The organism is Rhodococcus sp. NKCM2511 (genome assembly GCF_014905595.1).
Lineage (GTDB): Bacteria > Actinomycetota > Actinomycetes > Mycobacteriales > Mycobacteriaceae > Rhodococcoides > Rhodococcoides fascians.
Map to the genome: position 1 here is coordinate 1,924,353 of NZ_BNHJ02000001.1, position 11,958 is coordinate 1,936,310.

Annotated in this window: 11 protein-coding genes; 2 read left to right on the plus strand and 9 right to left on the minus strand. The window is 63.6% G+C overall.

The window, feature by feature from the left end; genetic code table 11:
* Positions 1-12: 12 nt before the first annotated feature.
* Together JLZ96_RS08770 and JLZ96_RS08775 are read right to left on the minus strand one after the other, a co-directional pair.
* Complete coding sequence (locus JLZ96_RS08770) at positions 13-354, minus strand: GNAT family N-acetyltransferase (RefSeq protein WP_032366803.1); 342 nt, start codon at positions 352-354, stop codon at positions 13-15.
* 54 nt (positions 355-408) lie between these two features.
* Positions 409-1,707: a glycoside hydrolase family 16 protein gene (locus JLZ96_RS08775; RefSeq protein ID WP_201009861.1), complete on the minus strand. Its 1,299-nt coding sequence runs from the start codon at positions 1,705-1,707 to the stop codon at positions 409-411.
* Between the two features lie 454 nt (positions 1,708-2,161).
* Here JLZ96_RS08775 and JLZ96_RS08780 point away from each other — a divergent pair, with 454 nt between their 5' ends.
* The gene (locus tag JLZ96_RS08780) at positions 2,162-3,403 is read left to right on the plus strand and encodes an acetyl-CoA carboxylase biotin carboxylase subunit family protein (protein WP_032399260.1); all 1,242 of its coding nucleotides are present in this window, start codon (positions 2,162-2,164) and stop codon (positions 3,401-3,403) included.
* 41 nt (positions 3,404-3,444) lie between these two features.
* The gene (locus tag JLZ96_RS08785) at positions 3,445-5,451 is read left to right on the plus strand and encodes a hypothetical protein (protein ID WP_057473939.1); all 2,007 of its coding nucleotides are present in this window, start codon (positions 3,445-3,447) and stop codon (positions 5,449-5,451) included.
* On the opposite strand, the gene JLZ96_RS08790 is transcribed toward JLZ96_RS08785, so the two are convergent.
* The 7 genes from JLZ96_RS08790 to JLZ96_RS08820 form a co-directional block, all read right to left on the minus strand.
* The gene (locus JLZ96_RS08790) at positions 5,433-6,641 is read right to left on the minus strand and encodes a ricin-type beta-trefoil lectin domain protein (protein ID WP_236253867.1); all 1,209 of its coding nucleotides are present in this window, start codon (positions 6,639-6,641) and stop codon (positions 5,433-5,435) included. The two genes, JLZ96_RS08785 and JLZ96_RS08790, sit on opposite strands and share 19 nt — an antisense overlap.
* Positions 6,642-6,833: 192 nt before the next feature.
* Positions 6,834-7,049 (minus strand): DUF2945 domain-containing protein, encoded by a 216-nt coding sequence (locus tag JLZ96_RS08795; RefSeq protein ID WP_027495736.1) that lies wholly within the window; start codon positions 7,047-7,049, stop codon positions 6,834-6,836.
* Between the two features lie 64 nt (positions 7,050-7,113).
* Positions 7,114-8,109, minus strand: a complete 996-nt coding sequence (locus JLZ96_RS08800) for an alpha/beta hydrolase family protein (protein WP_179274253.1) — start codon at positions 8,107-8,109, stop codon at positions 7,114-7,116.
* Positions 8,110-8,219: 110 nt separating this feature from the next.
* Positions 8,220-9,377: an RNA polymerase sigma factor gene (locus JLZ96_RS08805; RefSeq protein WP_201010689.1), complete on the minus strand. Its 1,158-nt coding sequence runs from the start codon at positions 9,375-9,377 to the stop codon at positions 8,220-8,222.
* An 8-nt stretch (positions 9,378-9,385) separates the two neighbouring features.
* Positions 9,386-9,793 (minus strand): YciI family protein, encoded by a 408-nt coding sequence (locus JLZ96_RS08810; protein ID WP_032366806.1) that lies wholly within the window; start codon positions 9,791-9,793, stop codon positions 9,386-9,388.
* 93 nt (positions 9,794-9,886) lie between these two features.
* Positions 9,887-10,909, minus strand: a complete 1,023-nt coding sequence (gene fbaA / locus JLZ96_RS08815; RefSeq protein WP_027495733.1) for a class II fructose-bisphosphate aldolase — start codon at positions 10,907-10,909, stop codon at positions 9,887-9,889.
* A 32-nt stretch (positions 10,910-10,941) separates the two neighbouring features.
* Positions 10,942-11,952, minus strand: coding sequence for a LacI family DNA-binding transcriptional regulator (locus JLZ96_RS08820; RefSeq protein WP_201009863.1), 1,011 nt, complete (start codon positions 11,950-11,952; stop codon positions 10,942-10,944).
* Positions 11,953-11,958: the final 6 nt, after the last annotated feature.

Sequence of the window (11,958 nt, forward strand, 5' to 3'; positions counted from 1 at the left end):
TCGGTCGACGAATCATCCCTGCTGGTCGGCCAGCCACTGCCGAATATCGTCCGTGACGGGCTCGACCATGTCGTCGTACTCGTGATGTTCGCCGACGAACGCGGCCACCAACGGACAGATCGGAACGGCGTGCTTGTTCTCGGAACGCGTCGCGTCGAGCGCGTGCCGAACGACGATCGTGGCCAGGCCACGTCCGCCGTAGGCCGCATCCACTTCGGTGTGGAAGAAGACGCGCCTGCCCTGCTCGTCGTCGGCGAACTCGGTGAAGCCGACCTGTGTGCCCTCGACCGAAATCGTGAACCTGTCTGCCTGCTGGGCGATCTCGACTTCGGCACCGGTTTTGTCGACCGTCATCGACGCTCCCCTTCTCTCGATGGCACGCCCCAGTCGGTTGGGTACGCGGTCGGGTCAGCCTACCCAGCTGTACACCGAAACCCAGTCCAGCAACAGATGCCCGTTGCTGTTTCCGGTGCCGTTGGTCTCGGTCTGCAGTTCCCAGCGCATCGGACCCGAGGGAACCCACTTGGTGCTGTCCAGAACCACGGTGTCGTCGAGGATGTAGCGAACGCGGCCCGGGGACCATTCGATGGTGTACGTGTGCCAATCGGTGAAGTTCGCGCCGATGTTCCGAGCGACGTCCTGGCAGCCGCCGACGCACGAACCGGCACCCGAGTAGTGATGGAATCCGCCGACCTGCCCCGCGAGACTTCCTTCGGGAAAGTCCATTTCGCCGTCCGCAGGCCATCTTTCGGACTGCGGCCACAACAGCCATGCAACGTAGTACTCGGCCAGAGTTGCCGAATCGACCTTGAATCGCGCTGTGTATCGTCCGTATGTCTGATTCTGCCCTGCCGCGTTGATCACCGGCGAGACGCTGGCACCGGCCGGGACACCGTCGACATTGTGCAATCCGTAATCGAGCAGGCCGTCGTGCGTGGACAGCACGGCGTCCGCTCGGTACGGGCGCTTCTGATAGGTGTCCTTGTAGCACTTGGGGTACGTGCGCCACTTCTGATTCTGCGCACCGACGTAGACGATCTTGGTGGGATCGCAGTCGTTGGCCCAACTGCCGACGGCGGAAGGCTTCGCGAAGTCGTCGACGAAGATCTGCTTCCAACCGGGTAGGTCGCCCACCGGCGCGGCTACCCCACTGGGCGTGGTGGACGGAGTGGTCGGTGGCGTCGTGGGGGGTGGCGTCGTCGGGGGCGTCGTCGGAAACGGCGTGGTCGCGGTGATCCACTTCTGAGCAGCAGACCCGTTGCATTTCGCCAACACCGGTCGGTTTCCGTTGACCTCACGCGAATTCTGAATGCACAGGCCGGTCTTCTGCAGCAACGAGATCGAGCCGTCCCCACGGATCGACCATTGCTGCGCGGGCTTGCCGTTGCACGCCCACGTCGTCAACGCGACGCCGGCCGCCGCGTAGCCCGATGCCGGCGACAAGCATCGGCCCTGCACTCGAATCGTGGCGTCCTCGGTACCGGTCCACGTCTGCGCGCCGGTACCGTTGCAATCCCAGATCTGGACGGGATTGTTCTGTCCGGTGAGACCGCCCTTGTTGTCCAGGCAGAACCCTGCGGGCGTCTTGATCTGTCCCGAGGTGGCGGCCGCGGCCTGTGGCGCGTGAACTACGAAAGCCGAAAGTAATACGGTGGTTCCGAGCGTCACCAAGGAACGCTTCAGAACAGCACGGCCCGAAACAGTCATGGTTTCATCCTTCGAGAGACCGAACATCGCATTGGATACACGGCGGATAAATACAATTGATTGCCGGCATCTCGAATCATAGGGATGATTCAGACATTGCGCAGTGAATTCGCATTCACCCTGAAACGCCAGGTCAGAGGCGTAATTGAAAGAAATACGACCGGTACGAATTAGCGATTAAATATTAAACTAGTTGCTCCGGATCGAAAATCTATTCACGCGAATCGAATTGTCGAGCAAATCATGCATCTGGACTTTTTAGGACGTCATATCGATCATTTCGCTGGCAAACGAGCGCATCGCCAGCCCCGTGCAGGATCCGGCGCGACAATTCGAGGGACGGTGCGCACAGCATCGCGGCTTCCCGAGCACCGGGTCCGGAAAGCGGCACCGAACACCCTCTGTACGGTGGAGCGAAGGACCTCGACCGCGCATCACAAGGGAAAGGAACTTCATGGATCGGCCACAGAGGCTGGAGAAAGACCCGAACAAAGGCTTCGTAGCGCTGCTGGGCTGGAGTTTGGCCGCAGTGGAAGCCCTGGACGCGTTCGATCGACGCTACGTCGTCGTCGCGCCAGAGTGGGCCGAGGCGTACTGCACCGAGCATGACATTCCGTACCTACCGTGGAACTTCGAGCGACTCAACGACAGGTCCCTCGAGATCGCGGAGACTCTCCGAGACAAAGGCGTCGATGTAGCGATACCGCTGTACGAGGAGACAGTCGAGTGGGCCGGGGCCATCAACTCCGTACTGCTGGGCAATCCGAGGTTGTTCGGCCAGGCGATGCTGCTCCGAGACAAAGCGCTGATGAAGCGCCGTGCACAGCTCGGTGGCATTCGTGTCGGCATCTTCGAGGAAGCGCACGATCGTGAGGACGTTATCCGCTTTCTGCGCCGGGTGAACCAGACGCTGCTCAAACTCGACGGTGACCCGAACGACCCCATCCACCTCAAGGCCTTCGACAAGGCAGGATGCCTGGGCCACCGCGTCATTCGGACTCCCGACGAAGTCGACTCCATCCCGGACGAGGAGTTCCCGGTACTGATGGAGTCGCATCTCGACGGCTGGGAGTTCGCCGTCGAGGCGTGGATCCACAACGGAAAGATCAAGTTCCTCAACATCTCCGAGTACGTAACGCTCGGATACTCCGTCTTCGTTCCCGCGACGCCGGAACTCGAGAAGTATCGCGAGCAGATCACGGTGCAGATCGAGAAGCTCATCAAGGCGTTCGACATCGAGTTCGGGTTCATTCATCCGGAGTACTTCGTCACCAGCGACGGAGAAATGTACTTCGGCGAAGTCGCCTATCGTCCACCAGGTTTCAAGGTGTTCGAGCTCCTCGAGCGGGCGTACGGCTTCAACGCGTACCAGGGCCTGGCTCTCGCCTTCGACCCGAAGACCACCGAAGAAGAAATCGACGCCTTCTTCCCGCGCGAGGTGGTCGATGCCACCGGTCACGCGGGTTGCTTCGGGGTGTACCCACGGCGACGCGTCGTGAGCGATCTCGTCATCCCCGACGCGACCGCCGACGACGACTACTACGAGACCAACGACCTGTCGGCACCGGTCGAGGAAACCGTCACCAAGAGAACGGCTTTCGGTACCCACTGGGGCTTGCTGTACTTCTTCGGCGATGATCCGTACCGGATGCGCGACCTGCTCAAGCAACAGGAAGAACTGGACTTCTACGTGTGAAGCAGCAACTCGGCAACGACCACGAACCCACGACGCAGACGATGAACGACGCTGCACCGATCGACAAGGCTCTGGTGTCGCGGCTGGCGCAACTCGATCACGCCGTCGACGCGCTGGCCGCCGCACCGGAGTTCAGCAAGAGCACCAAGGTGCGACGGGTTCTGGATTCTGTTCACCGAGTGTTGTTGCAGCCCGGCGGTTGTGGCGCGGTACGCGAACGCGCCGCGGTGCTGGAGAACGCCGGGCTGTTCGCCGGTACTGACTGGGCGCAGCCGGACATTCTCGTTCCCGCGTTCGTGGGTCCGAGCCTGCGCAGTGGCAACGACGACACCGTGGTTCTCGAAGCAGCCAGCGAGTTGCGGATGGTCGCGATCGTCGCCGGTGAGTACGAGCATCCCGCAGTCACCGCCGACGATGCGCGACGCTTCCTCTCCCAGGTACTCGCGTTGAACCTCGAGGTGTTGTTCACCCCGCCCTCGGAATCGGAGCGAGTCCGTTCGGGGCGGACAGCACACCTGATCCGCGATCTCTTCGGCTACGTTGCCGGGGAGATCGGTTACGACAGTGTGCTGGACGAGTTGCTCGAGGAGATCTGGCGGATTCTGCGTCAGCGTCCGATCCAGGTCGACACCATCAAGTCCATGGTCACGCGCATTGCGATCTATCGCGACGACCCGACCGTCGATCTCGGCACGTCCGGTCAGGGACTCGATCGGTTGACCACGGCGTTGTTCGGCACCACGGACGCATGCCGCGAGGACCCGGGCGTGGAGGTCTACCGCAACCGGCTCGAGGCCATGGACGTCGAGGCACTGCAGTTCGAGGCCCGCGGTTTCGCACGGGCGATGCACGACACCGGTCTCGTTTCGCCGTACCACGCCACACTCACGCAGTATCTCGTCGACCACTACTCGTATGTCCTGCCCGAGGCCTTGGGGCTGTCCGACACCGGGCGTACGTGCCTCACTCGCTACCCGGAATTGGTCCACCGTCTGATCGAAGAAACCGTGTATCCCGAGACGGCGCAAAGTCTCTACGGATTGGCACTGCTCCTCGACCGCGGAATCCTGCATCAGCCGCCGATCGTGCCGTCCCTGTGGCGTCAGCTATCGCTGACCCTCGCGCCCGCAGTGCGAGAACGCTTGATCACCACTTTCGGTCCGGTTCCGGCACCGGAGTCGCGATTGCTCGGTGGGTTGCTCTCCATGCTCGGACAACCGCTCGGTGTCGGCCAGGGCGACAATCCCACGTGTCAGTCGGCGCGCGCGCTGTCGATGTGGGCCTACAACGATCCCGACTACCTGCTGCAGATGGTGGTGTGGGCGGCACGAGACGAAGAGATCGTCATGCACTTCGAGGGCCAGTCGATCTCGTCCGTCGACAGCGAAAGTGGTGTCGCGACCTCGGATCCGGTCGATCTGGACCCGGCATCGCTGATTCTGGTTCCGCACCTGGACCGGATCTACGCCGAGATGGTCCGACGCTGCGCCGACAGACCGGGCGATCCGCATCGCTGGGTCAATCCCGAGTTCCACGGGTGGTGGTCGGCCCGCGAGTTCCATATCGACGTGGACGTCGCGACCGGAAATCTGGTCGATCTCGATGGTTTCCTGCGGCAGTTCCATGCCGCTTATCACCCCGAGTACAACGGCCATCAGCCGCTGATCCACCCGCAACCCGCCGGGGTGGCCGTAACCGACAGCGCTGCACGGTATGTGGGGTGGCACGCCATCGCCATTCTGCGTGTTGCCCCCGATCCCGACGGCGTCATGCGGGTCTACTTCTTCAATCCCAACAACGACAGTGGGCAGGATTGGGGTGACGGAGTCGTCGTCGGAACGGCAGGGAACGGCGAACGCGCGGGCGAAGGCTCGTTACCGTTCGAGCAATTCGCGTCTCGCCTGTACATCTTCCACACGGATCCGTTGGAAAAAGGTGAGCCGGAGAAGATTTCGAACGCGGACATCGACACGATCGTCGGTTACATCGAACGCAGTTGGGGTGCCGAGCGCTCGGCGCGGGCCGCGTATCAGCCGTTCCAGGAGTAGACCGAGACCCAGTCCAGGATCAGATTGCCCTCACTGTTTCCGTCCCCCTTGGTTTCGGTCTGCAGCTCCCATCGCATCGGTGTGGACGGTACGAAGTCGGTCGAGTCCAACACGACCGTGTCGTCGAGGAGGTACCGGATCCTTCCCGGTGACCATTCCATGGTGTAGGTGTGCCAGTCGGTGAACTGCGCGCCGATGTCGAGGGCGGGCGTTTTGCACCCGTCGGCACACGAGCCTTCGCCCGAGAAATGATGGAACCCACCGACGTTGCCCGACAGCGCACCTTCCGGGAAATCGAACTCGCCGTCGTACGGCCAATTCTCGGATTGCGGCCAGAGCAGCCATGCCGCGTAGTACTCGGACAGATCCGGTGAATCGACTTTCAGACGCGCCGAATATCGTCCGTACGTCTGATACTGGTCGGCACCGATCAGTGGGGAGATACTCGCTCCGGCCGGAACGCCGTCGACCTGACCGAGGTGGTACTGCAGAGCGCCGTCGGCAGTGGACAGCACTGCATCGGGCCGATACGGCCGTTTGTCGTAGGTGTCGGGATAGCACGACGGATACGTGCGCCACCGCTGGCCCTCGGCTCCGGTGTAGACGACCTTCGAGGGGTCGCACTGATTGGACCAACTGCCGGTGGCGGACGGGGCGGTGAACTCGTCGACGAATATCTGCTTCCAGCCGGGCAGATCCCCGGTGGGTGCAGCAATTCCGCCGGGGTTGTCGGCGGTCGGTTCTGCGGCCGCTACCGGTGTCCACGTCTGCACCGACGAGCCGTCGCATTCGGCCAGCACGGCCACACGCCGAGAGGTCTGCCGTGCGTCGTCCGCGAGACAGAGGCCGGTGCCCGTCAGAGCGATCGCACCGGATTCGCCCGCCGTCCAACCGGCGACCGCACTGTCGTCGCAACTCCCGAGGACAACAGGTACACCGGCTGCGGCCTCGCCGTTCTTCGGCACCAGGCACTGCGATTGCGACCGAACCGTGCCGTCGGCCTCGGCGACTACTTGCTGTGCCGGCGTTCCGTTGCACGTCGCGAGACGGACGGTGTCGGTGTCACTTCCATCGAGGCAGAGCTTGTCGGGAGACTCGATCTGCCCGGTGAAGGTCACTGCAGACGGTGTGTCCGTGTCCGTGGTCGAGTCCCCGGAGAACACGCCGCAGCCCACGACGAGTACGGACACGATCGCCAGCGTCCCCGTAGCGACAAGAGCCCTCCCCGTGCGGCAACCGCTACCCCACCGACCGAGACGCGAACGTGCACGAACAATCCGCATCGGGGTCGTCCCCATCGTTGCCTCCAAAGTGACGATCCGTCCCAGCCGAGGGTACAGATCGTCAGCAGGAGCAACTTTCGAGAAGCTTACGGAGCGAGATCAGTCCTTCTTGTCGAGCGATTCGGGCTTGTGCACTGCGTCCTTTCCGGACTTGTCACTTTCGACGCGGTACTGCGGGTCGTCTTTCGAGGCTTTGACCTTGCGGCCGGCGGCTTCGGTCTCGGAGGTGATCTTCTCCTGCACCGTTCCCTCGGTGGTAGTTCCGTGGGTCTGCCATTCGACCTTGTCGCCCTTGTGCAAATCGTCCTTCGACATGTTCCGGTGATCCCTTCGTCGGTGGTCTGTCCATCGACACTTACCCACGAGCGCGTCGGCGCAATCAGCTGGTTCCCAGAGCCGGAGCCAGTGTGGTGAACCAGGCCTCTCGCAACTGGTCCTCGAACAGCGGCCAGGTATGCGCACCTTCGTCGCGCATGGATACCGTCGCCGGAACGTCGGCCCGACGCAGGGCGTCGACGAAGATGGACGTGCAGTAGTTGACCATCGCTTCGACCGCCATGCCGCCGAACGGCGGAACGGCACCGTCGGGAATGCGATCCACGGCGCCGGGCGCACCGCGTGACGAGCTCACGTACACCGCCGTTCCACGAAGTCGTTCGACATTGAGCGACGGGTCGTGGTCTCGCCATCCCTGACTTCCCGGCAACCCCCACATGTTGAACGGGTTGTTGAGTCCGCCGGCGATCATGGCCGAGATGCCTGCGGTGGCAAGCGGATTGGACGGTGCCGGGCATCCGCTGAACGACGCGGCCGCGTCGAACACGTCGGGAGCCTGGATCGCCAGATCCAACGCCGGGCCACCGCTCATCGACAGGCCCGCGACGCCGCGCTTGCCCGTCGAGCCGTAAGCAGCGTCCACGGCCGCGGGTAGTTCACGGCTCAGATAGGTCTGCCAGAGGTTGATCCCCAGCACCGGATCGGTTGTCAGCCAATCGGTGTAGAAGCTGAACCGACCGCCGATCGGTGCGACGACGGTGACGTTCTTGTCGAGGAAGAACTGTTCGACGCCGGAGTTGTTGAGCCAGCCGACCCCGTCCTCGTTGCCGAGGGCACCGTTGAGCAGAACCAGCGTGGGCGCGGGACCACCTCCGGGCGAGTGCAGCACCTCGTTGGAGATGACCCGATTCATGGACGGAGAGAACACGTTCAGCACCGCGCGCGTTGCCGACACCTGGTGGATTCCGACGGCCCCGACTGCCGCATCGGCCGATCCGGTAGTGCCCGGCAGCGCCTGCGCCGCGTTTCCGGCCAACACTATCGACGCCAGTACGGCCGCCGTCACCACCGCGGTGGATCGCGTCAGCTTCTTTCTCATCTGTCCCACAGGCAACATCAGCACCATACGAGGGTTGCACGAATTCCGCTTTCGACCGCTAACGATCCGATTACAAAACCGCCCGGTCCGTTCGCTGTTTCCCGGTATCTCTACGAACCTGCGGTACGAATTCGAGTGGCGCGCAGCGTCAGATGATGCCGCTCGGCCACCGAGGACGCCGACTCGGCCGCACGCACGAACAGCTCGGCCGCCAACCGGAGATCGCCGGCCTTCTCGTGCAGATGCGCAGCCACCGCGTGGTACCGCGGTACTGCGGAATCGACGGCGGCGAGCGCCGCGAGTCCGGCGGCCGGGCCGTCCGCTTCCCCCACCGCGACAGCTCTGTTGAGCCGTACTACCGGACTGTCGGTGATCGCGAGCAACTCGTCGTACCACTCGACGATCTGTACCCAGTCCGTGTCCTCGACCCGTTGCGCATCGGCATGCAGGGCGGCAATGGCGGCTTGTATCTGGAACTCGCCCAGCCGATCCCGAGCGAGCGCCGCCTGCAGAATTCGAATTCCCTCGGCTATCGAGACGGTGTCCCAGCTCGACCGATCCTGCTCGGCCAAGGGAATCAGCCGGCCGTCGGATCCGGTTCTCGCAGCGCGCCGGGCGTGGTGCAACACCATCAACGCCAACAGTCCAGCGGTCTCCGCGTCGTCGGACAGGGTCGCGAGCTGCCTCGTCAACCTGATCGCCTCGGCCGCGAGATCGACGTCGCCGGTATACCCCTCGTTGAACACCAGGTACAGCACCCGCCGAACCGTCGAGAGGTCACCCGGAGCGTCGAAACGGACGTCACGCACCGCCCGTTTGGCTCGGCTGATGCGCTGGGCCATGGTTTTCTCCGGCACCAGATACGCCTGCGCGATCTGCCGCGTCGTCAGACCCCCGACGGCACGCAACGTCAGCGCTACCGCTGCTGCGGGTGTCAGCACCGGGTGCGCGCAGAGGAAGAACAACTGCAGTGTGTCGTCGACGCCGTGGACACTGCCCGGTTCCGGCTCGGCCGCAACCCGGTTCTCTCGATCCCGTCGAGCCTTCTCCGATCGCTGGGAGTCGAGAAATTTGCGCCACGCCACGGTGACGAGCCACCCCTTCGGGTCGGACGGCGCGTCACCCGCCTCTGCCGACGCTCCCCACACCGAGGCCGCCTGCACCAACGCCTCCTGGACGGCGTCCTCGGCCGCCGCGAAATCTGCTCCGCGGTGGACGAGAACGCCGATCACGGACGGGGTCAGCATCCGCAGCAGGTAAGGATCCACCAGTGCCGTCACTCGTCGATCGTGGCGGGGGCCTCCATGAACGGACGCAGCTCGAGCCATTCGCCGATCGGCTCACCACCGGCACCGGGTGCTGCCGAGAGCTGCCCGGCGAGTTCGAGTGCGCGGTCGTAGGACTCGACGTCGATGACCATCCAACCTGCGATCAAGTCCTTGGTCTCCGCGAACGGACCGTCGGTGACCGGGGGCTTTCCGGCCCCGTCCGACCGCACCCATGTTCCCTCGGGGGCCAGGGCCTGCGCGTCGACGAACTCGCCCGTCTTCTCGAGCTCGGCGGCGAAGTCTTGCATGAACTGGATATGGTCGTGCACTTCGGCCGGAGTCCACCGGTCCATCGGAATCCAGCCGGCAGGCTCGGGGGCCCCGCGGTAATGCTTGAGCATGAGGTACTTGGCCATGATGTCTCCTAGCGTCGGATGCAGTCATTCTTTCTGCATTCGCCCCTGGGACGGAGCCGGTCGGCCGATTTCTACACACTCGACCGAGAAACTTCACCGCATCGTGCGTCCGACCGAGCCGAGCATCTGGGTTGCCTCGACCACGCGTGCTGCCATGGCCGACTCGGCCGGCTTGCCCCACGATCGGGGGTCGTAGGCCTTCTTGTTGCCGTACTCGCCGTCGATCTTGAGAACCTGGTCGTACTTGCCGATCATGTGGCCGGCGATGGACCGTGTGAACGCGTACTGGGTGTCGGTGTCGATGTTCATCTTGATCACCCCGCTGGCCACTGCCGACGCGATATCGGCGGCACTCGAGCCCGATCCACCGTGGAAGACGAGATCGAACGGCTTGTCCTTTCCGGTTTCGGCACCGACGACCGACTGGATCTCGTCGAGAATCTCGGGACGTAGATGTACCGAGTCCGGGTTGTAGACACCGTGGACATTGCCGAAGGTCAGCGCCGTCATGTAGCGACCACGCTCGCCTGCACCGAGCGCGGCGATCGTGGCGCGGGCGTCGTCGACGGTGGAGTACAGCTGCTCGTTGATCTCGTGAGACACCCCGTCTTCTTCCCCGCCGATCACTCCCACCTCGATCTCGAGAATGGTGTCGGCCTGGACCGACAGATCGAGCAGTTCCCGTGCGATACGCAGGTTTTCGTCGAGCGGCACAGCGGAGCCGTCCCACATGTGTGATTGGTACAGCGGTGCCAGGCCGCGCGAGCGTCGTTCGATCGCGTCGGCCAGCAGTGGGCGCACCCAATCGTCGAGGTTCTCTGCGGGGCAGTGATCGGTGTGCAGGGCCACCGAGATCGAATAGTGTTGCGCCACTTCGTGGGCGTACTGCGCGAGCGCCTTGGAGCCGGCGAAGCGGTTCTGCACGGCATTGCCGGACAGGTACAGCGCGGTGCCGACCGACACCTGGATGATGCCGTCGCTCTCGGCTTCGGCGAATCCCTGCAGCGCCGCGTTGAGGGTCTGTGAGCTGGTGACGTTGATCGACGGGTACGCGAACCCGCCCTCCTTCGCGCGGTCCAACATGGCGACGTACTGTTCCGGACTGGCAATCGGCATGGGCTGTTCTCTCTTTCGGGTGCGGTTGGTCTTCAGCGTGTTGCTGCAGCGCAGCCGCACGAATTGCGGTGGGTGAACGTAGTCGGTACCGAAATGGACCGCGGCGCGTCGTCACGGCCTTCGATTCGACCGATCAACAGGTCGGCGGCGGTTCTGCCGATGGTCTGCACGTCCTGCGCGGCGGCCGTCAGGCGCGGCTCGAACAGATCGGACCACTCGAAATCGTCGTAGCACACGAACGCCAGGTCGTCGGGGATCGACAAACCAAGGCCGCGAACTGCTTTGAGGGAACCGATGGTCATCGAGTTGTTCATCGACACCAATGCCGAAGGCCGGTCCGCGCCCGTCAGCAGTCGACGTACCTGCGTCTCGGCCACCTCGACGTTGGACCTGCCTTCGAGAATCAACCGAGGGTCGACATCGATTCCCCGGTCGGCGAGCGCCCTGGCATAACCTGCGAAACGCTCTGTGGTGGAGGAGATTCCGTCGATTCCGCGGACGATCGCAATTCGCTCGTGACCGGCGTCGAGCAGATGGGCCGTCAGCTCGTACGCGGATTGCTCGTTCTCCGGGCCCACCTGATCGCACGAGATATCCAGCATACGGTCGATCAGCACGAGAGGTGTTCCGCTGCGCATGATCTCGGGAATCGTCGACTCCTCCGAGCCGGCCGCAGGCGCAAGGATCATGCCGTCGACCTGACGGTCCAGCAGAGAATCGGTGACGCGCCGCTCCGACGTCGGCTCGTCGTGCGAGTCACCGAGAATCAGCACGTAGCCGGCCTCCGACAACCGCTGCTCGACGGCATAGACGAGGCTGCCGAAATACGGATTGGTCAGCGCCGCGATCGACAGCCCCACCGTGTGGGTTCGACCGGCCGCGAGAGAACGCGCCACGACGTTGCGCCGGTATCCGATCTCGACGATGGCAGCGTCGACGCGTTGCCGGGTGGCCGGGTTGACCTTACGAGTTCCGTTGAGCACGTGCGACACCGTCGATACCGACACTCCGGCGATCCGAGCGACGTCGTCCATGGTGGGCATGTCAGT

Bases quoted from the DNA above. Each gene is read 5' to 3' on its own strand.
- JLZ96_RS08770 (WP_032366803.1), bottom strand. From the start codon at position 354: ATGACGGTCGACAAAACCGGTGCCGAAGTCGAGATCGCCCAGCAGGCA.
- JLZ96_RS08775 (WP_201009861.1), bottom strand. From the start codon at position 1,707: ATGACTGTTTCGGGCCGTGCTGTTCTGAAGCGTTCCTTGGTGACGCTC.
- JLZ96_RS08780 (WP_032399260.1), top strand. From the start codon at position 2,162: ATGGATCGGCCACAGAGGCTGGAGAAAGACCCGAACAAAGGCTTCGTA.
- JLZ96_RS08785 (WP_057473939.1), top strand. From the start codon at position 3,445: ATGAACGACGCTGCACCGATCGACAAGGCTCTGGTGTCGCGGCTGGCG.
- JLZ96_RS08795 (WP_027495736.1), bottom strand. From the start codon at position 7,049: ATGTCGAAGGACGATTTGCACAAGGGCGACAAGGTCGAATGGCAGACC.
- JLZ96_RS08800 (WP_179274253.1), bottom strand. From the start codon at position 8,109: ATGAGAAAGAAGCTGACGCGATCCACCGCGGTGGTGACGGCGGCCGTA.
- JLZ96_RS08810 (WP_032366806.1), bottom strand. From the start codon at position 9,793: ATGGCCAAGTACCTCATGCTCAAGCATTACCGCGGGGCCCCCGAGCCT.
- fbaA (WP_027495733.1), bottom strand. From the start codon at position 10,909: ATGCCGATTGCCAGTCCGGAACAGTACGTCGCCATGTTGGACCGCGCG.
- JLZ96_RS08820 (WP_201009863.1), bottom strand. From the start codon at position 11,952: ATGCCCACCATGGACGACGTCGCTCGGATCGCCGGAGTGTCGGTATCG.